Below are 21,774 nucleotides of genomic sequence, written 5' to 3'. Positions count from 1 at the left end.
AGTGGCGTTTCCTGTTTTATTCAGTAAGAAATCCTAGCGCATCATTCTGCAACTGTGATGATTGGAGCAACTTCTTCAGGATCGTTATCCGACGATGCTTTCTTCTGCTTAAGGGCCTTTCTGGCGGCTTTTTTCAGCGTCACGTCATAAAGGTCTGTCCGGCGGTCTTTGAGTACCTGTACGGAGCCATGTTCATGAAGCTCTTTCAGCAGACTCAGGTCTACGTCGGCAATGAGCACCATCTCGGTATTGGTCGTTGCTTCGGCCTTCACCGCGTTGGTCGGGAACTGAAAGTCGGAAGGCGTAAATACGGCCGACTGTGCGTAATTGATATCCATGTTATGGACTTTAGGGAGATTCCCGACGCATCCCGATATCGCCACATAACATTCATTCTCGATGGCGCGTGCCTGAGCGCAGTGTCGCACTCGGGAGTAGCCATTCTGGGTATCGGTCAGGAACGGTACAAACAGAATCTGCATGCCCTGCTGAGCCAGAATCCGGCCGAGTTCGGGGAATTCGACATCGTAACAGATCAGCATACCAATTTTACCACAGTCGGTGTCGAATGCCCGAATTTCATAACCACCCACCATGCCGTAATGCCTTACTTCATTGGGTGTAATGTGAATTTTCCTGTATTCTTCCCAGGAGCCATCGCGACGGCAGAGGTAGGCCACATTATACAACTTCCCATCATCGTCTACGAGGGGCATGCTTCCTCCCACAATATTGACATTGTAGGAAATAGCCAGTTCACAGAGTTTTTCGCGCACAGGCTCCGTAAAATCGGCCAGTTTGCGAATAGCTACCGGCTCTGGCAGATCGTTGAAATCGGCCATTAAGGGCGTGTTGAAGAACTCCGGCAGTACCATGAAATCAGCCCGGTAATCACTGACCGCATTGACGAAGAACTCGATCTGATCCAGAAATGAATCCAGATTTTTGAACAGCCGCATCTGCCACTGGATCACACCCAGCCGAATGATTGAATCGGTATGCGGTTTTTTGTCCTTCTCAACAACGTAATAGATGTTGATCCATTCCAGCAACGTAGCGTATTCCTTCGACTCGGTATCGCCGGGCAGGTAGCCACGAAGGACTTTCCGGACGTGGAAATCGTTGGAGAGCTGAAAGGTCAGCGTCGGGTCATAAATTTCTTTTTGCTTTACTTTGGCGATGTATTCACGCGGAGTCAGGTCATCCGCAAATTTGTTGTAATTCGGAATGCGTCCTCCTGCCAGAATACCTTTCAGATTCAGTTGTTCGCAGAGTTCCTTGCGGGCGTCATATAGTCGACGACCGAGCCGAAGGTCGCGGTAATCAGGGTGCACAAAAACCTCAATGCCATAGAGGTAATCGCCCTCATCGCTGTGCGTTTTGAATGTGTATCCCCCCGTTATTTCGTAGTATGTGTGATTATCGCCAAACTGATCGTATTTAACCCGAATTGCCAGGGCACTGGCTACCACTTTACCATCTACTTCGACGCAGAACTGCCCTTCCGGAAAAATAGACAGCAGTTTCGTGATCGAGCTTTTTGGCCAGTAATCACCCCCAATACCACTATAGACCTCAATCATGGTTTCTTTGAGGTCGTGATAATCTTCTTTTTGCAGTGTTCTGGTTTGTATATGCATTTTTAGCGTGTTGGGCTGTTGGACAGTAGCGAATAGCCATTGGAAACTGGATTTGGGACGTTCATTCCAATGGTCAGTATCCCATACCTAACGATTGCTATCCAGCGTCATCTTTTTCTCCATTTCCGTGATCATCTCATCTGTCAAATCCAGATGCGTGACAAAGCGCACCAGGTGCTTGCCAAACTGAACGCCACGAATGCCTTTGGAGTCTAATTGTGCAACGTAATCGGCGGCTAAGAGGTTTGCCGGGAGCCTAAAAATCACGATGTTCGTGTCAATCGGGAGAATTTCTTCGACTTCGGGCAGCTTTTCGAGAATAGCGCCAATTTTTCGGGCGCGGGCATGATCAATTTTCAACCGGTCGATATGGTGATCAAGTGCGTAGATGCCCGCTGCGGCCAGGAACCCCGCCTGTCGCCAGCCGCCCCCCATCAGCTTACGGTAGCGCCGGGCCTGGCGAACCATAGCTGCTTTGCCAAGCAGGAGCGACCCTACCGGACAACCTAAACCTTTCGATAAACAGATACTGATCGAGTCGAACAACTGACCGTATGCTTCAGTCGGTTCGCCCGTTTCGACCAGGGCATTAAAAAGCCGTGCCCCATCGAGATGAAGGAGTAAGCCGTGTTCGTCACAGACATGCCGGATGGCCGCAATTTCGGGAACGGTATAGTAACACCCCCCGCCTTTATTCACCGTATTTTCGAGTACGACCAACCGTGACAGCGGTTTGTGCGAATCTGATGGGCTGTAAATGTAATCGCGGATAAGATCAGGAGTGAGCTTACCGCGTTCGCCGTGGGCCAGACTGGCAGACGCCAGTGCATTCACCGAAATACCACCTCCTTCGTACTGATACACGTGCGACAGGTAATCGCAGATGACATCGTCGCCGGGGCGGGTGTGAGTGCGTATCGCCAGCTGGTTCGTCATCGTACCGGAGGCACAGAACAAAGCCGCTTCCATGCCGAACATAGCGGCCGCTTTTGCTTCGAGGGCATTGACCGTAGGATCATCGCCGAGAACATCGTCGCCCAGTTGGGCCGTAAACATAGCCTCGCGCATGGCGGGCGTGGGTTGAGTAATTGTATCGCTACGCAGGTCAATCGTCATAAAACAAAGGTCGCACAGAATGGAATTACGGGCAACCTGACAGCCCTTGTTTCCGCTTTTTTATATCTTGGCCTTTCAAAATCGGCCTATCTAACGAATGACCACTAACGTTTCAGCCCAATCTTCCCTCGATTTAGCCGCCATCACCCGCGACATTTGTACAATTGCCACCGATGCCGGTGAATTTCTGCTTCAGGAGCGAAGCAAATTTCAGCGAGAAGCCATTGAATACAAAGGCTTGAATAATTTAGTATCCTATGTCGATAAAGAAACGGAAAAACAACTGGTTGTTCGCCTGAGTCAGTTGTTGCCGCAAGCCGGATTTATTACGGAAGAGGGAACCACTGGTCAGGAGGCTGACCCGACTGCGCTCAACTGGATTATCGATCCGCTCGATGGTACGGCCAATTTTATCCATGATCTACCCGTGTTTTCGGTCAGTATCGGACTGGCTCAGGGCAGTACACCCCTTGCCGGTGTTGTCTATGATCCTAACCGTGACGAATGTTTTTCGGCCTGGAAAGGGGGAGGAGCCTACTGCAATGGTACTAAAATTTCGGTTTCTCCGGCAACTCAACTGGGTGAGAGCCTGATTGCAACGGGTTTTCCGTATTATACCTTCGACAAGATGCCGAAGTACCTTCAGATTCTGGAGTCGTTGATGAAGCAAACGCACGGACTGCGTCGGTTGGGCTCAGCAGCCATCGATCTGGCTTATGTGGCCTGCGGGCGATTCGAGGCTTTTTATGAATACAATCTCCACTCCTGGGATATGGCAGCGGGCGTACTGCTCGTGCACGAAGCGGGGGGAATTGTCACTGATTTTGACGGTGGTGATGCATTCCTGTTCCGGGGCGATGTCATTGCGGGGTCTGGCATGCAGCCGGAATTACTAAAAGCGATACAGGAATACTGGCAATAACTGGTTTCCGGTTTATCGAGTACAGCAAGCTAAACGCCAAATCAAGTAAACCCTAAATCGAATAAGTTACAGACTATGCAGGAGCAAGACCTATATAAACTCCGTTACCCCATAGGCGATTTTGCTTATGGGAGTATTTTTACAACTGAGCAGAATCACGAACACATCGCGGTTATTGCCGGGATGCCCAGGAAACTGACCGAACTCGTAGGCAGGTGGGGCGATGATCGCCTTGATACGCCCTACCGCCCCGATGGCTGGACTGTTCGGCAGGTCGTACACCACGTCGTTGACAGCCATATTAATGCGTATGTGCGGGTTAAACTGGCTCTTACGGAAAACAATCCAACCATTTCACCCTACGAGGAAGGCGATTGGGCTAAACTAGCTGACTATACACTTGATGTTGCCCCATCACTGGTAATCCTATGTAATTTACATCTGCGCTGGGTAACAGTACTGAAATCGCTTACTGAAGATCAACGGCAGCGCACGTATTTCCATCCTGGAAGTCAGCGTTCTTTTCCCATATCGGAGGTAATGGGAATCTATGCGTGGCACGGCGAACATCACTATCAGCACATTTATCAACTGGCCGTTCGGAACGGTTGGGTATGAAAAAATGTTGGGCAATTGACCGTTGGCACTCCGGTTTTGGACTTCAGACGTAAGCATCCAACCGAAAATAGCTAACCGATAGAAAATCAAATCATGCAGGAGTTCATCATCTTTCTGATCTTTGCTTTTGCCGTGGGGTATATGGGTAATCGGGCCTACCGAAGTTTCTTCAAAAAGCAGGCAGGCTGTGGCAAAGGATGCGGTTGTGAAACCGACGCAAAAACGTCGGCGATAACTACCGCGAAATGAATATCCGTTTACTTAATTAACATTTTCCTGATCCGATAGTTTTTGTTGCAGTGAACACTCAACGTATCATCGGATTTTTTATAGTATTTGCGGCCCTTCTGGCTTCCGTAAGTTGTAATCGTGTCCGGTCAAAGCCGCCGGCAGCGCAGGATTTTGAGCCGGCTATCCCGGACCCAATATCGTATGTGGCAGGCGATATAACGTTTAAGATCGCGGATCTTGAACGGAAGATCAATAAATCGCTGGGTGTCGTGCTGGTTCCTGAAGAAACCTTTGAAGGAAAGAAAGGCGAAGCCTGGCACATTCGCGTCGAGCGAACAGGCCCAGTTCGTATTCAATATGCTAACCGAAAGGTTTCTTTCTCGGCTCCCCTGCAAGTGTGGTACACCAATCCGATTGGGCTGCGCAAGATTCGGAAACGGCGTCCGCTTTGTGCCTTGGCGGTTAATTTTGTGAGCCCTCTTTCTATTGGTTCCAACTGGCGATTGGCAACCCGGTCGAGGTTTGAAAACTACCACTGGATTCATCGGCCAACGGTTCAGATGTTAGGGGTAAAAATTGGCGTCACTAAACTGGCCGAAAGTATTCTTGATAAACGGAAAGCTGAAATAGAAGCCGCGATCGATAAGGCCGTGCATACTGAATTACGGCTGGATCGTCATGTAAGAAAAGTTTGGCGCGATATCCAGAAGCCATTGCGCATCGCTAAAAAGCCTGAAGAAATCTGGATTATTCCTAAACCATTCAGTATTGCGGCCGCCCCTGTTTTTGGGGATGAAAAACGCATTACGGTTCCACTGCAAATTGCATTTCGGGTCGATACAAAAGTAGGCCCCAAACCAATCGTTACGGAGCTTGAACGGCTTCCGCGTCTACTAAGACGAGCAAAAACACCGGAAGCATCGCGTCTGGAGGTGAGAGCTTTTATTCCCTTTGAAGATGCTAACCGGGTGTTAGCCAAAGCGTTGGATGAACAAAAGATCAAGCTGGCGGGTGGAAAAGTGAAAATTAAGAATGCTACCGTTTATGGAGGAGGACGCTCGTTGATTGTGAAAACAGAAGTGACTGGTGCTGTCAATGGCACTTTATACTTTCATGGGCAGCCTAGCTACGATACATTAAACAACACGCTGGAAATCAAATCGCTGGATTTTGACGTCGATACCAAGGAGCGCCTGTTTGCTACCGCCGACTGGTTACTGCACGACCATTTTCGTGATTCACTTCAATCCGTGATGGTTATTCCCTTACGGCATCAGATTTCTGAACTACCCGAAAAGATTGAAACGGCGTTTGCCCGCGGTGGAGCCGGGCGAAAGACAACACTGAATATCGATTCGTTCCGATTGGTGCCGCAGCGTGTTGTGGTTCGACCCGACGGCGTTCAGGTTCTCATTAAAGTAGAGTCGAAAGTGGCCGTGAGAGTGAAAAAGTTATAGCGCTACAATTGTCGCTTAGAGCGGCTTCCAGCGCCATAAATACCGACTAGCTGTTGTGCGATAGGGTCTCCAGGGGTCGGCAATCTGATGCAGGACTTTGTAGAGTGCTTTACCCGTAAGTCCATTGGTTTGCTCTGGATACGCCAGCAACATCCGCTGACGAATGACCAGATCGTCGATCGGGAAAACGTCAGGACGATCCAGCACGAACATAAGCAGCATCTCAACCGTCCAGCGGCCAACTCCTTTAATCGGAAGCAGGTATTGCACGATTTCTTCGTCCGTCATCGGATCTAGATGAGCCCGGTCCATTGGATTGGCCAGCGAAAACCCGGCAACACTTTGCAGGTACTTGATTTTCTGGAACGACAAACCGGCGCTTCGCAACTCGTCGGTTGACTTCAGAAGCAACTCGTTGGGGTCGGGGTAACTGTCGGCGAACAGTTGCCGGAATCGGGAAAAAATGGCATCGGCTGCCTTCACCGAAATCTGTTGGGAAACGATGCTTTCGAGCAGGGCCAGATAGACATCACCGGCGTAGTCATTGAAGATTTTTGGTGAGGGTGTTTCCTGTATCAAACGGGCCATGACGGCGTCCTGAGCAAGATGATCCAGGGGAGAAATGAGGGCTGTAGCGGGCTGCATGAATGAATAATTGTGCCGACTAAGTTACCCATTTTTGGTGTAAATTCAGCGGATAAAGTGCCGTAAATATCCGCTGAATTTCACTCAATCGGGACTTTTGCAAAACCCCGTGCCACGGTTACTAATGATGAGCATACAAACCACCGTCCGCGGCTGCGGTGGCACGGGGTTTTGCAAAAGTCCTGTCACTGGGGGAAACCCCAGATTTAGGTTATAGATCGATCAGTCAAGTATGTTCCTGAGTCTGCCAGATTCCTTTCAGATTATCCAGATATTTCTGGCCAGATCCTGTATTGAGCAGCAAAATGTGTTCGTCAGAACGTAACCAGCCATCGTGTAGCAATTGCTTCGTAGCGGCCCAGATCGCACCGCCTTCGGGGGCTACAAAAAGGCCTTCATGACGACCTAGTTCACGAACGCCCTCCAGCATTTGTTCTTCAGAGACAGCAATAGCCGTACCACCCGATTCCTGTAATACCTTCAGCATCAGTGGTTCTCCAATAGGCCGGGGAACGGCCAGCCCATTGGCGAGCGTGGGGCGACCAATGTATTGTTTACAGTTGGCCTGCCTCCCCCAGAACGTTTCAACAACAGGACAACAGTTTTCGGCCTGAACCGCCACCAGTCTGGGCATTGGCTGGTCTGCCGGGAGCCAGCCTAATTCTTTCATTTCCTGAAACGCTTTCCAAAGGCCAATAAGCCCCGTTCCACCGCCCGTAGGATACATGATCACATCGGGTAGCTGCCAGTTTAATTGTTCGGCAATTTCATACCCCATTGTCTTTTTACCTTCCAGTCGATACGGTTCTTTCAGAGTAGAAACGTCGAAATAATCGCCATAACGATTCATGTCCTGCACTTTAGCCGCGCAGTCATTGATCAGACCGTCGATTAGGATAACAGTAGCGCCATACGCGAGGCATTCTTCCCGAAATGCTTCCGGAGTGTGCCGAGGCATAACCACGACAGCGTCAAGCCCAGCCCTGGCACAATAGGCTGCCATGGCAACCCCGGCATTACCGGCCGTTGGCACGATGCATGCCGTTTCGCCATTCTCCTTAGCTTTTGAAATGGCCAGACTCAGACCACGCGCTTTAAACGACCCGGTTGGGTTAAGCCCTTCGTCTTTAAGCGTAAGCTGACGCATCGAATACGTATTAGCCAGCCGGGGAAGTGCAAGCAGTGGCGTAAAACCTTCGCCTAAACTAACGCGGTTTTTGGGGTCCAGAACCGGAAGGAGTTCGGCATAGCGCCAGAGCGATTTTTCTCGGAATAGCAGTTCTGCTTTGTCGAGACCCTGATTGAGTTGGTAACTTGCCAGCAGGGGCATCTGGCAGCAAACCGACACCGTTTGCCGGGTGAATGGCGAATAGCTCTGTCCACATTGCGAACAGTGCAGCGATTGAAGTAGTGATGAAGAGATGGCTGTATCCATGGCCGGTTAACTTTTTTGCAAGTTGTCCGACCGAAGCGTTTAGCGCAAACGACGTTTTGATATGAGTTATTCCATTTCTGAATAGTAGCGTCGGGTATACCGAATGAATGCGTTCACTAACTGATTGTTTTCGGTACCCTTGCGCTGGATAAACTGGAACGTACGCTCAATGGACAGGTTCTCAACAGGCACCTCAACTAACTCGCCGGAAGCCAGTTCTTTCAGAATGGCCCGCTTCGGCAGAAAAGCCAGGCAGGTGTCGGCCAGTACGAAATTTTTAAGGGCTTCGGTGCCGCCAAGTCGTATGAGAATCCGTAAATCGGCAGGTCGAATTCCCTGTTTCTGCAATGTGTCTTCAACGACGGCCAGCGTACCTGAACCTTGCTCACGAACGGCTAAGGGAAGCTGAGGAATTTCGTCAATGCGTAGCGTTCTGTTACGAAGTGGGCTGTTTCGGGAGCAGACGGCAAGCACCTGATCGGTGATAAAAGGGGTGTACGTCAGTGTGTTAACCTGCGTTAAGGTTTCAACGATACCAACATCGATTTCATGATCGAGCAATGCTTTCTGGATATTGCTTGAATTGCGGTTCAGCACCTGAATCTGCATGTTGGGATGCTGACGCAGATAGGCCGACAGAACAGGAGGCAATACATACAGGCTAATAGTGGTGCTGGACCCTACAGCCAGCCGGGTTGTGGGTAAAAAACTAGCGCTGAGTTGCTGTAGTTGCTGGTGTAATTCAGTTTTTAACTGACTGGCTTCCAGTCCTTTCTGGTATAATAGCTGACCCGCCTGCGTAAGACTGATGGTGTTGCCATGGCGTTCGAATAATGCCGTTTTATAAAACGCTTCCAGGGCTTTTATGTGTTTACTAATGGCCGATTGGCTCAAAAATAAGATCTGGCTGGCTTTGGTAAAGCTAAGCAGGCGGGCGACTTCCAGAAAAATTTCGTGTTGTAACGAGAGCATATAAGGCAAAGCTTTCAGCAAAGAAACGAAGCCGTTTCTAAATAATGCAGAATGGTTATCTCGAAAAATAGCAGTATCCGGCGATTACGATGAAACGGCTACATTACTTGATTTTCCTGATAATCTCTTCTGGTCCGACGGCTTCGATCTCTGGCGGTCCAGCGGGGTAGTAGCGAAACGACGTTTTCTCGATCAGCGATGGGTAAGGTTTGAATGTAATCCATCGTAAGGGCAATTTACGAATCCATAAAGCCCCCCTGATTAAGCCGGTAAACCAGCCAGAGGGTTGTTTATAGCCAAAAGCCAGTCGTAATTTGTCGTTAATCAAGGCCGAAAAGGTTGGCTGTACCAGGGCATGTAAAAGACCGGGAAACCACCCCTGCACAATCTTCACGGTCGAGTCGGCAATCCGTCGGTTACTTTCCGTGTATCGAAAATACTGAGCTTCGTAGGCATCGGTAAACGCCCTCATCTCGGCTGGTGTTTCGGGTAGGTTATTCAGATTCATCTGGCGGCCAACCTCCCGGAAAAAATAGAACAGAGCCAGTTCCTCGGTGGCGGTCAGTTTTCGCCAGCCATATTGATTGAGCCAGTCAATCGGATAAAAAACAAACGTGGCCAGCACAAACAAAAAGTCAGCGTTGTCGATGCGGTAATGCCCATGAATCAGGTTCATGTGGGCAATGGCTCGTTGCCCTTTTTCGCTCCCATAACCCGACTCCATAAATTCCGAAATCAGGCGACTCGTGTCGTCGTACCGTTTTTGTCCATGCCGCTCGAATTCGCCCGTGCGAGCCAGCAAGCCCGATACGCGCGGACTGGCATAGGTATGAAAAAGCGCCAGTTCGAGCGCGCGGGTAATGTCGAACGGAAATTCATAAGCCGTCAGCAGATGAACCATGCGCTGGTGGTCGCGGACTGGGTCTAACGTTTGCAATTCCTGCTGAACCGCCGGGTCGCGGAATAAGCCCAAACGTTTTTTATAAACAACCGGCATGTTTTTTTTAGTTTGCAGTCTTCAGTAAGCAGTTTGCGGTCTTCAGTAGGCACTGCCCACTGCCTACTGAAGACTGCAAACTGAATTTACCAGACAGGTGGCGGATTAATTTGCGAGGATACGGCGCGTTGATGCCAGTATGGATAAATAGGGTCCCGGTGGCTGGCAGCATCGAGTCGGGCAACCTGTTCTTTCGTTAAATGCCAGCCTATTGCCCCCAGGTTCTGAGTCAGTTGTTCCTCATTCCGGGCACCGACAACCAGGGTTGAAACCGTAGGGCGCTGCAAGAGCCAGTTCAATGCTACCTGGGTTACTGATTTTTCGGTTTCAGCCGCAAGTTCGTCCAGTGTATCAATGATCCCATAAAAAAAATCGTCTGGAATCGGAGGGCCTTCACCACCACCCTGAGCAATGCGGGCATCTTCGGGTATTGGCTGATTCCGGCGATATTTACCACTTAACCGACCCGCCGATAGGGGGCTCCAGACAAGCGTACCCACGTTTTGATCGAGGGCTAGTGGCATAAGCTCCCATTCATATTCACGGCTAACGAGCGAATAGTAAGCCTGGTGGCCTATATAGCGTGCCCAGCCATATTTTTCGGAGATCGCCAGCGACTTCATCAAATGCCAGCCCGAAAAATTAGAGCAGGCAATGTAGCGCACCTTTCCGCTTTGAACCAGGGTATTCAAAGTATGCAGCGTTTCTTCAACCGGAGTGAGCCCGTCGAAGCCGTGCATGTGGTAGATATCGATGTGATCGGTATTTAACCGACGAAGGCTGTCTTCGCAGGATTTGATAAGATGGTAGCGTGACGAACCCATATTGTTCGTTTCGGCACTCATCGGGAACGTTGCCTTGGTCGAAAGAATCACCTTGTCACGCAGACCCGTGAGGGCTTTTCCCAGAATTTCCTCCGATATACCGTTGGAATAGACATCGGCGGTATCGAACAGGTTCACACCAGCATCGAGGCAGAGATTGACCATTCGACTTGCCTCCTCAACCTGTGTGCTGCCCCAGGCTTTGAAAAATTTTGTACCACCCCCAAACGTGCCAGTGCCAAAGCTTAAAACGGGTACTCTTAAACCAGAAGCCCCTAATTGCCTATACTCCATGAATTACGTTGATTATTGATTGGAAGTCTCAAATATAGTTCACTAATAAAAACGTGATTCAGGATTTTACGTTAAGTGTGAATTGATCGGGTATCATGAAACCAAGATAAGCTCAAACACTACCGTTTCTAAGCCTAAAATCAATAACTTGCCGTAAGCAAAACAGGTAGTCCTGAGTTGACAATTTATTGACATTGTCTGGCGAACATACTGTTTACTGCCGACTAAAGACGCCAAAACCATCAATCGAACAAGTATGCAAGACACCCAGCCCAACAACCCGTTGCACGGCAAAACGCTCGAAACAATCCTCAATGAACTGGTGGATTATTATGGCTGGCAGCGGCTGGGCGACCGGATTAACATCCGCTGCTTTACCGATAACCCAAGTGTGAAATCCAGCCTGACTTTTTTGCGCAAAACGCCCTGGGCGCGTCAGAAAGTAGAAGAACTTTATCTGAACCTGAATCGATAAATGCGCAACAACTCATGCAAAAACGACTACCTGACACTAGACTGATACTCCTGCTTTTTTTGGTATTCCTGTTCTGTGGGTGGATAGCTTCTGATCAGAATCAATCCGGCACGCATGCCGACGACGAGTTCCCGGCAGAACTGGTTTCATTCATGCCTTATAAAAGCAATCCAATTTTTGCGGGCACGGGCGAAGATACCTGGGATCAGAAAATTCGCGAACGCGGGTATATTCTGCATGAGGGAGATACCTATCATCTGTGGTATACGGGCTACCGGGAAAATGGCGATAAAACGAAATACCTCGGCTATGCGACTTCGGCGGATGGTCTGACCTGGGTACGATCGAAGAATAACCCAATTTTTAAGTCAGATTGGGTCGAAGATATGATGGTGGTCAAAGCTGGTGAAACATACTATATGTTTGCTGAAGGTAAGGATGACATTGCGCATTTACTGACATCAACAGATCGCGTCAACTGGAAAGAGCAAGGGCCGCTCAACATTCGAAACACCAATGGCCAGCCGCTGAGTAAAGGCCCTTATGGAACCCCAGCGGCCTGGAAAGAAGGCGATGTGTGGTACCTGTTTTACGAACGGAAAGATCAGGCAGTTTGGCTGGCCACGTCAAAAGATCTGAAGGTTTGGACGAATGTGCAGGATGAGCCCGTATTGGCGAAAGGCCCCGGCGACTATGATCGATATGCGGTTGCCATGAATCAGGTAATTCGCCATAAAGGATTGTATTATGCTTATTACCATGCATCGGCGTTTGCGGACTGGCGCGAATGGACGACTAATGTTGCAGTGTCGAAAGATCTGATTCACTGGAAAAAATATTCGGGGAACCCACTGGTCGGCGGCAATAAATCGAGCGGAATTCTGGTCAATGACGGCCAGCGATACCGACTCTACACCATGCATCCAGCCGTGAATGTTTTCCTGCCCAAATAGAGTCGTTTCCGAAAACACAGATGGTGTATCGAAACATATCTGAAACGCAATGAGAGTTTACTATTTAGTGCCCCGCGTTTTCATAAGCATGATTTTAATCGTGCTGGTTGCTTATGGCTGTAAACGTAATGCTGACCCCGTACCGGCCCCTGTAGTACTGACCGACTTGTTTGCCCGCACCTTAACCGATTCGCTCCAGAACCGGAATCTGGGGTATGGCTTCGTTATCTACGAAGGCAACGAATTTAAAGCGTCAGGTAGTGGCGGCCTAAAGTCACGCACAGTTGATGCCCAGGGCGAGAAGCCGTATACGATCGATACGAAAATGCACATTGCCAGCATGAGCAAAACAATTGCGGCTATGGCTTTTACGCAGTTGGCCGCTCAGAAAGGCATTAAAACGACGGATAAAATTGTGAAATACCTCCCGCAATCCTGGCCGAAAGGGGAGAACATAGACCAGATTACATTTCGGGAACTGTTCAACCACCGGAGTGGTATCATTGGCCTCGGGGGCGATTGTCGCAATGGTAGCTATACCGAAAATATTTATTCGGGTTTGAAACAACTGATCGCGAAGGGAGTCAAGACCGCTAATCGTGGGCAGTATTGCTATCAGAACGCCAATGTTGGCTTGTTCAGGCTGCTGATTCCGGCCTTAACGGGCTATGTGTTTACGGGCAACGACGACACCGATGATCGACAGACGCAGCTGCTTTATTTAACGTTTGTTCAAAAAAATATCTTTGAAAAAATCGGGTTGACCGATATTCAGCCCAGTCAGCCCGTGAGTGGACCTACCTATAATTACGACTACCCGTATTCGGGCCGGAAAGGCTGGGACCCCGGCAGTTTTTACAATACGCTGGGCGCTTATGGCTGGTATCTGACACCTCAGGAAGCAGGGAAACTCTATGCGAGTGTACTGTCCTCCTCCGACCAATCAATACTGCCGACTGCGTATAAAGATACGCTGTTGCTGAATAATTTAGGCTGTTTTCGGGCGTCAACTTCGCTGGGCGATCTGGCTTACCATGATGGATGGTGGTATTATGACAGTAAAGTGCCTTATTTTGGCTTGCGGACTACCTGGATGAAATTGCCTGGCAATCTGACGGTCGTGTTATTCACCAATGCGCTGAATAGCCAGACCGGTTTTTTCCCATCGACCGATGGAACGGACATTATACCGTTTGTTTTTCGTGCTTATGATCGGGCCCGTAAGCTGAAAGGGGCACGTACAGGAACAGCGACCATTGTGCTGGAACATCCGGAGCCGCATTGACCGGAAAAACACGAGCAGTTCATAGTTGCCGAGTGGATGTAAAAATTGCACTAAACCATAGAACCGTATGACAACCGATAAGCCCAGCAACATTGACGAGTATATCGCAGGGTTTCCAGCCGACATTCAAAAAAGTCTGGAACAAATTCGTGAGACAATAAAAAGCGCAGCGCCGGAAGCCGAAGAAACGATCAAGTATGCAATGCCGACTTACACACTGAACGGGAACCTGATTCACTTTGCCGCCTTTAAAAACCACATCGGACTTTATCCAACACCAACTGGAATTGAGGCATTCAAAGAAGAACTTTCTCTGTATAAAGGTGCGAAAGGATCAGTCCAATTCCCGCTTGACAAACCAATGCCCTTAAACCTGATTGCCAGAATTGTGAAGTTCAGAGTAATGAAGAGTCTGGAAAAACCGGAGCAAAAGAAAAGAGCGAATCGGTAAGCGTGGTTTGCCAAAATTAACAGTGCGGGAAAAGACAGCGGCCTTATCCTGGAGATAAGGCCGCTGTCTTTTCCCGCACTGCCTGCATTACTTCTTGCTGAAATAGAGGACTTCAGTGCTGGCGTCACCCTTGGGACCAATATACAACAGAAGCTGGCCAGTATTGGCTAGTTCAAAATAGATGGCTTTTTCCAGATTGTTATAGTAGGTCGTTTCAGCCTGCATGTCTTCGGCTGAACCCGCCATCTTGGTCGAAATCAGGCCGTTTGTGGAAATGACCAGCCCTTTCGACTCGTCCAGACTGAAGGAACCACCATAATAGTTAACAAAACTACGACCACCCGCTTCCAGGGTTTCATCTGTCTGTTTCTTGAGTACGAGAGTTGCCCGATTTTGTAGAGTAGGGGCCAGTGGTTGGTTCTTATAATTAGTCAGTACCCATTCGCCAGCTAACGAACCAAAACTTGCCCGCATCGCCTGCAAACCGGCTGATGGGGTCGGATTGTCAGAATCAACAGGAGTTTTGGTACAGCTAAACGAGCACAGGCCAACAAGTACTGCGAGAAGGAAATGCCGTGTTGCTTTTAGCATAATCATAGTTGTTTCGGTTTAGTGAGCTACTACGTTTCAACTATACTATAGAGTCAGGCGGTTAGGTGCTGGTTGGAAAAGCAGGAAAAAAAAGCCATTTATTTTCTGCCAGTTTAGCGAAAATCCAGCCCGTTTGTGAGAAGCTGAGGTGCAGTTTCATGGGAGTTTTTGTTCGATTGGGCCCTATTATTCATCACTTCACGATGAATTGGCTGGTTTTCAGAGCAACAAAAAAACAGTTTTGCCTTGTCGAACGGGAACAGTTGATCCTGCCGATTGATCCGTAAACAAGCTAGTCAATGCTCATGAAAATACGAATATTCCTGCTGATAACCACCCTTGCCCTGATAGGTACTGCCTGTAAAAAAGAAGTTGCCGGGAACGATAATCTAACCCCACAACAGGGTTTTGTCAGTGGCCGGGTGGTCGATACGCAGGGCAATCCCATTGCGAATGCCAGTATTGTCGTCAACAACACGCAGTACTATAATCACAATATCCTGGGCAGAACCGACGCATCCGGGCGCTACAAACTCGAATTGACGCCCGGCTCCTGGTACATTCGGGGAACCACCGAGATTAAGTTCGACAATAAACGGTATGTGCTTGATCTTTATTCAGAGACCGATGTGGCTTTCTCGGGGACGGAGGGAGCCGTTCGTAATCTAAGCTTGAAAATTGCCGGTGAACGCACCGGAGAATTTGGGGATGTGGGCTACTATGGCGGACAAATTGAGGTGGTTGGCCTGGGGATCGATACGGAGGCCGTTGAGTTGACACTACAGCCAGTAGGTGCCCTGATGGATGGGATGACTGGCAAATCGCTTACGGCAAAACCCGATCGAATGTATATCGATGATGTGCCGTTAGGGAAATACACCATAACGGCACGCTATGGCGCTGACCGTAAGCCATTGAGACTCCGTATCCTTGACTCTGATCGAGCCTATGGTTCATCGTTAACGGCTAGCTTCGATCCTGCTTATTCAGGTGCCCAGGGACGTTATAAATTAAACGTCGAGGTCGCTGAATAAGCTCCATAGTGCCAGCTTGTGCGGCTGGGGTGCGGTGCCACGGTTTTGAACCGTGGCACCGCACCCCAGCTCTTACAGGAAAGGTTTAATACGTTGCCCTACCACCCGAAAGATCGAAAATAAACCCGGTGGTGAAGCTGGCTTCTCTGGAAACGACCCAGGCTGCCAGAGAAGCTACCTCATCGACAGTTCCCAGGCGTTTCATTGGGATTTTGGCGGTCATGTAAGCCAGTTGTTCCGGGGCTGTGTTCTCGTTCATGGCCGTTCTGATTACGGCCGGAGCCAGCCCATTGATGGTAATTCCTGTTTCGGCGTATTCTTTACCGACTCCCTTTACCAGCCCGATCAGTCCGGCTTTCATGGAAGAATAACCTGCCATCAACGGATTTCCCTCCTTGCCCGCAATAGAAGCCATGTGCAGAATCCGGCCATAGTTGGCTGCCTCCATGACTTTCACCGCATATTTGGTCATCAGAAAAGCGCCCCGCAAATTAATGCTGTAGACCTTGTCATACTCAGCTACGTCATAATCGGTGATTTTGGTGTTCGTCGGTCCCACAATACCCGCAGAGTTAACCATGATGTGGAGTTGACCAAACGTTTCACCGACAGTTCGAACAGCTTCGTCAACGTCATTTTCCTGGGAAATATCGACAGCGTGTCCGCTTACGGTATACCCCTGTCCGGTACATTCATCTACGGTACGTTCCAGTAAAGCCGCGTTTTTATCGAACAAAATGACGGTTGCTCCTTCAGAAGCAAGGCGTTTGGCAATGCCTTTACCTATTCCCTCGGCTCCACCCGTAACGATGGCTGTCTGGTTTGTAAATCGATTCGACATGATTAACTAATCCTTTGTAATTGAACAACAATGCTCCTTGAGGTAACTGGTTTATCGAGCTTACTTTGGCCACTTAGCTGCCTCTAAATTCCATAATCACCCATTTACTGGGTAAAAGCCGGATGGATTCGTGTCTACTCTTCTTTATCAATGAAGGATGACTATTCGTTTGATGAACGGATCTGTAGGAAAATTTATAGAAACAGTTGAAGTATTTGTTAAGCCCTATAAGCTTTATGTACCTAGTGATTGCTAGTGAAACGAACGTTTTTGAAAACTTGTAAAGTCGTCTTTATTGCATGGTTAAGCCTGCTTATTATATCTCGTTGCTGGGTGCTGGCCTTATTTGCCTGGTAAGCTTTACCTCGAAGCTTGGAAGCCTGTTGGGCGACGAACCGTCACCGGCACGAACGCCAGCGGAAGAACTGACCACTTTTCAGCTCGAACCAGGCCTGAAAATTCAGCTTGTCGCGGCTGAGCCACTGGTTCAGTCTCCCGTGGTGATGACCTTTGATGAAGATGGCAGGCTCTGGGTGGTAGAAATGCGTGGTTTTATGACCACAATAGATGGTGAAGACGAAAATAAGCCAACCGGCCGCGTAACGGTTCTTGAAGATACCAACGGCGACGGCCAGATGGATGTTAGTAAAGTTTACCTCGACAGTCTGATCATGCCCAGGGCTTTAGCTTTGGTTCCGGGAGGGGCGCTGGTCGTTGAAAACAAAGCCTTATGGATGACCAAAGATCTGAATGGTGATCTGAAGGCAGATACGAAAATACTAATCGATAAGGATTATGCCGGGGGTGGCCTGCCCGAACATTCGGGAAATGGGCTCTGGCGCAGCATGGATAACTGGTATTACAACGCCAAATCCCGCTTTCGCTATCGGCTGATGGACGGAAAATTGCAGCGAGATTCGACGGAATTTCGTGGGCAGTGGGGCATGAGTCATGATGACAGAGGCCGACTGTATTACAACTACAACTGGTCGCAGCTACACGCCGATCTGGTTCCCCCCAATTATCTGGCACGCAATAAAAACCACACACCAACGACCGGTATCGATTATGGATTGACGATCGACCGTCGCGTCTATCCAATTCGGCCGACACCAGCCGTTAATCGCGGCTATATACCCGGAACCCTGGATAAAGAAGGGCGTTTGCAGGAGTTTACTGCCGCCTGTTCCCCACTTTTTTATCGCGGCAAAGCCCTGCCGACTGCATTTTACGGCAATGTGTTCGTCTGCGAACCCGCCGGTAATCTGATCAAACGAAATATTGTTGAAGATAAAGGCTTGCTAATCAGTGCCCATGACCCGCATCCGGGAAAAGAGTTTCTGGCATCAACCGATGAGCGATTTCGGCCGGTAAATCTCGCTACCGGGCCAGATGGCGCCTTATACGTGGCCGATATGTACCGGGGCCTTATTCAGCACGGAGCCTACGTAACCCCATACCTGAAAGAACAGACGCTGGCTCGTCATTTGGTTCAGCCTGTTCATAGTGGGCGAATCTGGCGAATCGTTCCAGAGAACTGGACGGCCTCCAAACCAACAAAATTGTCTGCAGCTTCACCCGCCGAATTGGTCGCTCAGCTATCGAACCCCGATGGTTGGTATCGGGATATGGCCCAACGACTGCTGGTTGAACGCAACGACAAAAGCGTACGTGATGCATTAGCCAGTGTGGCGCGGCAGGGGGCATCGAATCTGGGCCGTTTTCAGGCTTTATGGACGCTGGACGGGCTGAAACTGAGCAGCCCCGATTTGCTGTTGGCACTGGTTTCTGATCCGGATGCACTCGTCAGTACAACCGCTTTGCGGCTTCTGGAACCATTTGCGAAAGCAGATAAACTAATTCAGGAAAAACTGGGTAAGCAACTCCTAAGCCAATGGGAAAAAGCCCCGATTGAGCAGATTCTACAGATTGCACTTTCGGCCAGGGCACTCGATTCCAAAACCGCTCAGCCGTTGCTGGCGGGCATTGTTGACCGGTATGGAGAAACAGCTTTGATACGGGATGCCGTAATCAGTAGCTTGCCTAATCAGGAGTTTGCCTTTTTACAAACCCTGTTGAAATCACCCCAATGGCAGACGCAGAATCCATCGAAGGAAATTTTTCTGGAAATGCTGACGACATCGGTCGTTCGGAAGCGAAACACGGCTGAACTCACAGCACTTTTGGCGGGACTGAATGCTAAAAAAGGATCGCTGAGCTGGCAGGATAAAACGGTACTTACCGGCATGTCGATAGCGGGTTCGGCGGGCAAGCTGAAACCGGTAAAACTGGCTTCGGCGCCCGCAATTCTGACCACTGCCAATTCGGGCATTGATCCATCACGCCTTAGTGCCTTATCGGCTATGTTCGAGTGGCCGGGTCATGTGGCGGCTAAAACGGCTTCCGTGAAGAAGAGCCTGTTAAGTGATGAGGAACAGAAACAATTTGCACTGGGAAGGCAGCATTACCTGAGCACATGCGCGGGTTGTCACGGGACAGATGGCGCTGGCTTAAACCGATTTGCTCCTCCATTGATTGGGTCTGATTGGGTGTTGGGCGATGAGAAACGCCTGTCACTGATCATCTTACACGGTATGGAAGGGCCGGTAGACGTAGCGGGTAAAGTGTATGATGTTCCGGATGTTTTACCCGTAATGCCCGCTCATTCGACGATGGACGATGGGGCTATTACTGCCATCCTGACCTATATCAGAAACGAATGGGGAAATCAGGCCGGACCAATTGGCAAACGGGTGGTGGGTATGACACGCGTTACCTCACAGGGCCGGGTTGTTCCCTGGACGGCTAAAGAACTCAATAAGTATGTGCTTGAAGCCAGTTCTGCCAACGGGAAATAAGTTTGCAGTGAGCAGACTCCAGTAGGCAGTCAATCGCCCACCGCAAACTGCCTACTGCCTACTAAAGACTGCCCACCTCCTGCTGAAAACTGCTTACTAAAGACTGTTCTCAATATTCCATTTTGTAATCTGATGTATAGACGCGAATTTTTGCAAAAGGCAGGTGTCGGAGCAGTGGCTCTTTCGATGCCCCAGATGCCCGATTTTTTCAAGACGACCGGCATGGGTATTGTGGTTCATTCCTACGCCAGTCGCTGGAACCCAAAAACACCCAGCACTGCCTATCCCGGCTTTGCGAATGCCCTGGATCTCCTCGACCATTGTCATGAGATCGGAGCTGGAGGAGCGCAGGTTGTGGTTAACGACTGGTCGGCAGAGTTTGCCAAAAAGGTCCGCGAAAAGCGGGAGAAGCTTGGCCTGTATCTGGAAGGCTCGATTGGCTTACCCAAAAAGCCGGGCGATGTCGCAAAATTTGAGCAGGAAGTTGTCAATGCGAAAGAAGCCGGAGCGCAGATCTTACGCACTGTATGTTCATCGGGTCGACGCTATGAAACCTACCATTCCGCCGAGGCTTTTCAGGAGTTAAAAAAGAATGCGCTGGTTTCCCTGCAACTGTCTGAGCCGGTTCTTCGGAAGCACAAAGTCAAACTCGGTGTCGAAAATCACAAGGACTGGCGAGCCAAAGAACTGGTCGCTCTCATCAAGCAGATGAACAGCGAATGGATAGGCGTTACGCTGGACTTCGGCAACAGCATTGCGCTACTTGAAGACCCAATGGAAGTCATTCAGACGTTGGTGCCGTATGTGTTTACAACACACGTGAAAGACATGGCCGTAGAGGAGTATGCCGATGGTTTCCTGCTTTCTGAAGTGCCATTGGGGCAGGGGCTCCTGGATTTGCCGACGATCATTGAACTCTGTAAAAAACACAATCCGGCTGTCACGTTCAATCTGGAAATGATCACGCGTGATCCGCTGGAAATTCCCTGCCTGAAACCAGATTACTGGGCTACGTTTGACAGCGTACCGGGGTCCGACCTGGCCCGAACGCTTCGCATGGTCCGGGAGCACAAGCCAAAAACGGCCCTGCCAAGAATCTCGCAATTGTCGGCTGATAACCGGCTTGCGGCCGAAGAAGGCAATATTGTCGCCTGTCTTTCCTATAGCAAGGACCATATTGGGCTAAAATAATAATTGATCTCAATGAGCAGCCAATCGGGTGCATCGGCGAGACTTTTCTGCTATAAAAACAACCTGAATCAACCAGATGAGTAAAGAAGTACTTCCAGGAATAAAACAATTTGACCTGAGTGGAAAATCGGCCATTATTACGGGAGGCTCCAAAGGACTTGGTCTGGCCATGGCAGCTGGATTAGCTTCGGCAGGAGCCAACATCATGGTGGTTAACCGGAATGCGCAGGAGGGAATTGATGCGGCCAATCAACTAGCGAGCGATTTTGGCATCAACGCCATCGCATACAGCGCCGACATCACGGATGTTAAACAGACGGTAGGGATGGCCAAAGCGGCCGTAGACGCGTTCGGAAAAATCGATATTCTGATCAACAGTGCTGGTATCAATATCCGGGGTGCAATCGATGAAGTAACTCCGGAGGATTTTTCAAAAGTGATGCAGATCAATGTGAATGGCACCTGGCTTTGCTCCAGAGCTGTGACACCTTATATGAAGCAGCAGGGGAGCGGTAAAATCATCAATCTGGCCAGTACACTCGGCCTGGTCGGGCTTGCCAACCGGACGCCCTACACCGCCAGTAAAGGTGCCGTTGTGCAGATGACCCGTGCGCTTGCTTTAGAATTGTGCCCGTTCAATATCAACGTGAATGCTATCTGTCCCGGCCCTTTCCTGACCGAGATGAATGAACCCATTGCCCATACCGACGAAGCCAAAAATTTTGTTGTAGGCGCCACTGCGCTTGGCCGGTGGGGTCTTTTGCGTGAAATTCAGGGGGCTGCCATCTTCCTGGCCAGTGATGCCGCAACCTACATGGTCGGCTCCATGATCACGGTCGATGGCGGCTGGACAGCTAAATAGCGCGTTTTTCGATCAGCCAATTGCCCTCTTTGCCAGAATGTAAATTCGCTAGTGGCATCATCCCCGAATTCACGTCAACGTA

Annotated in this window: 21 protein-coding genes; 12 read left to right on the top strand and 9 right to left on the bottom strand. The window is 49.6% G+C overall.

Annotated features, from left to right (window positions below):
* Positions 1–41: 41 nt before the first annotated feature.
* Positions 42–1,640: a carbon-nitrogen hydrolase family protein gene (locus GJR95_RS17825; RefSeq protein ID WP_162387149.1), complete on the bottom strand. Its 1,599-nt coding sequence runs from the start codon at positions 1,638–1,640 to the stop codon at positions 42–44.
* Between the two features lie 87 nt (positions 1,641–1,727).
* The gene (locus GJR95_RS17820; RefSeq protein WP_162387148.1) at positions 1,728–2,756 is read right to left on the bottom strand and encodes a threonine aldolase family protein; all 1,029 of its coding nucleotides are present in this window, start codon (positions 2,754–2,756) and stop codon (positions 1,728–1,730) included.
* Between the two features lie 97 nt (positions 2,757–2,853).
* Here GJR95_RS17820 and GJR95_RS17815 point away from each other — a divergent pair, with 97 nt between their 5' ends.
* The 4 genes from GJR95_RS17815 (at position 2,854) to GJR95_RS17800 (ending at position 5,984) form a co-directional block, all read left to right on the top strand.
* Positions 2,854–3,678, top strand: a complete 825-nt coding sequence (locus GJR95_RS17815) for an inositol monophosphatase family protein (protein ID WP_162387147.1) — start codon at positions 2,854–2,856, stop codon at positions 3,676–3,678.
* Positions 3,679–3,753: 75 nt separating this feature from the next.
* A complete protein-coding gene (locus tag GJR95_RS17810; protein WP_162387146.1) occupies positions 3,754–4,296 on the top strand; it encodes a YfiT family bacillithiol transferase in 543 nt (180 codons plus the stop codon).
* Positions 4,297–4,389: 93 nt separating this feature from the next.
* Positions 4,390–4,545, top strand: coding sequence for a FeoB-associated Cys-rich membrane protein (locus tag GJR95_RS17805; RefSeq protein ID WP_162387145.1), 156 nt, complete (start codon positions 4,390–4,392; stop codon positions 4,543–4,545).
* Positions 4,546–4,595: 50 nt separating this feature from the next.
* Positions 4,596–5,984, top strand: coding sequence for a DUF4403 family protein (locus GJR95_RS17800; protein WP_162387144.1), 1,389 nt, complete (start codon positions 4,596–4,598; stop codon positions 5,982–5,984).
* Positions 5,985–5,999: 15 nt separating this feature from the next.
* Here the strand turns inward: GJR95_RS17800 and GJR95_RS17795 are convergent, their stop codons facing one another.
* The 5 genes from GJR95_RS17795 to GJR95_RS17775 form a co-directional block, all read right to left on the bottom strand.
* Positions 6,000–6,629, bottom strand: coding sequence for a DNA-3-methyladenine glycosylase family protein (locus GJR95_RS17795; protein WP_162387143.1), 630 nt, complete (start codon positions 6,627–6,629; stop codon positions 6,000–6,002).
* A 226-nt stretch (positions 6,630–6,855) separates the two neighbouring features.
* The gene (locus GJR95_RS17790) at positions 6,856–8,064 is read right to left on the bottom strand and encodes a threonine synthase (protein ID WP_162387142.1); all 1,209 of its coding nucleotides are present in this window, start codon (positions 8,062–8,064) and stop codon (positions 6,856–6,858) included.
* A 66-nt stretch (positions 8,065–8,130) separates the two neighbouring features.
* Positions 8,131–9,036: a LysR family transcriptional regulator gene (locus GJR95_RS17785; protein WP_162387141.1), complete on the bottom strand. Its 906-nt coding sequence runs from the start codon at positions 9,034–9,036 to the stop codon at positions 8,131–8,133.
* A gap of 103 nt (positions 9,037–9,139) precedes the next feature.
* Positions 9,140–10,033 (bottom strand): oxygenase MpaB family protein, encoded by an 894-nt coding sequence (locus tag GJR95_RS17780; protein WP_162387140.1) that lies wholly within the window; start codon positions 10,031–10,033, stop codon positions 9,140–9,142.
* A gap of 86 nt (positions 10,034–10,119) precedes the next feature.
* Positions 10,120–11,151: an aldo/keto reductase gene (locus GJR95_RS17775; RefSeq protein WP_162387139.1), complete on the bottom strand. Its 1,032-nt coding sequence runs from the start codon at positions 11,149–11,151 to the stop codon at positions 10,120–10,122.
* 256 nt (positions 11,152–11,407) lie between these two features.
* Here GJR95_RS17775 and GJR95_RS17770 point away from each other — a divergent pair, with 256 nt between their 5' ends.
* The 4 genes from GJR95_RS17770 (at position 11,408) to GJR95_RS17755 (ending at position 14,315) form a co-directional block, all read left to right on the top strand.
* Positions 11,408–11,626, top strand: a complete 219-nt coding sequence (locus tag GJR95_RS17770; RefSeq protein ID WP_162387138.1) for a VF530 family protein — start codon at positions 11,408–11,410, stop codon at positions 11,624–11,626.
* Positions 11,627–11,640: 14 nt separating this feature from the next.
* Positions 11,641–12,579 (top strand): glycoside hydrolase family protein, encoded by a 939-nt coding sequence (locus GJR95_RS17765; protein WP_232541232.1) that lies wholly within the window; start codon positions 11,641–11,643, stop codon positions 12,577–12,579.
* A 49-nt stretch (positions 12,580–12,628) separates the two neighbouring features.
* Positions 12,629–13,864, top strand: coding sequence for a serine hydrolase domain-containing protein (locus GJR95_RS17760; protein ID WP_162387137.1), 1,236 nt, complete (start codon positions 12,629–12,631; stop codon positions 13,862–13,864).
* A 67-nt stretch (positions 13,865–13,931) separates the two neighbouring features.
* Positions 13,932–14,315: an iron chaperone gene (locus GJR95_RS17755; RefSeq protein ID WP_162387136.1), complete on the top strand. Its 384-nt coding sequence runs from the start codon at positions 13,932–13,934 to the stop codon at positions 14,313–14,315.
* An 87-nt stretch (positions 14,316–14,402) separates the two neighbouring features.
* On the opposite strand, the gene GJR95_RS17750 is transcribed toward GJR95_RS17755, so the two are convergent.
* Positions 14,403–14,906, bottom strand: coding sequence for an META domain-containing protein (locus tag GJR95_RS17750; protein WP_162387135.1), 504 nt, complete (start codon positions 14,904–14,906; stop codon positions 14,403–14,405).
* 305 nt (positions 14,907–15,211) lie between these two features.
* Between GJR95_RS17750 and GJR95_RS17745 the strand changes: the two genes are divergently transcribed.
* Positions 15,212–15,940 carry a carboxypeptidase-like regulatory domain-containing protein gene (locus GJR95_RS17745; RefSeq protein WP_162387134.1) on the top strand — a complete coding sequence of 243 codons (729 nt, stop codon included), beginning with the start codon at positions 15,212–15,214 and terminating at the stop codon, positions 15,938–15,940.
* An 85-nt stretch (positions 15,941–16,025) separates the two neighbouring features.
* Here GJR95_RS17745 and GJR95_RS17740 read toward each other — a convergent pair whose 3' ends face one another.
* Positions 16,026–16,781 carry an SDR family NAD(P)-dependent oxidoreductase gene (locus GJR95_RS17740; RefSeq protein WP_162387133.1) on the bottom strand — a complete coding sequence of 252 codons (756 nt, stop codon included), beginning with the start codon at positions 16,779–16,781 and terminating at the stop codon, positions 16,026–16,028.
* A gap of 299 nt (positions 16,782–17,080) precedes the next feature.
* On the opposite strand from GJR95_RS17740, the gene GJR95_RS17735 reads away from it, so the two are divergent.
* The 3 genes from GJR95_RS17735 (at position 17,081) to GJR95_RS17725 (ending at position 21,692) form a co-directional block, all read left to right on the top strand.
* Positions 17,081–19,639, top strand: coding sequence for a DUF7133 domain-containing protein (locus GJR95_RS17735; protein ID WP_162387132.1), 2,559 nt, complete (start codon positions 17,081–17,083; stop codon positions 19,637–19,639).
* A 132-nt stretch (positions 19,640–19,771) separates the two neighbouring features.
* Complete coding sequence (locus tag GJR95_RS17730) at positions 19,772–20,830, top strand: sugar phosphate isomerase/epimerase family protein (RefSeq protein ID WP_162387131.1); 1,059 nt, start codon at positions 19,772–19,774, stop codon at positions 20,828–20,830.
* Positions 20,831–20,906: 76 nt separating this feature from the next.
* Positions 20,907–21,692, top strand: coding sequence for an SDR family NAD(P)-dependent oxidoreductase (locus GJR95_RS17725; protein WP_162387130.1), 786 nt, complete (start codon positions 20,907–20,909; stop codon positions 21,690–21,692).
* The last annotated feature ends 82 nt before the right edge of the window (positions 21,693–21,774 follow it).

The sequence above is a fragment of the Spirosoma endbachense genome (assembly GCF_010233585.1).
GTDB classification, from domain to species: Bacteria; Bacteroidota; Bacteroidia; order Cytophagales; family Spirosomataceae; genus Spirosoma; species Spirosoma endbachense.
The sequence above is the reverse complement of the archived record's forward strand: the minus strand, read 5'-3'. Positions and strand labels throughout refer to the sequence as shown.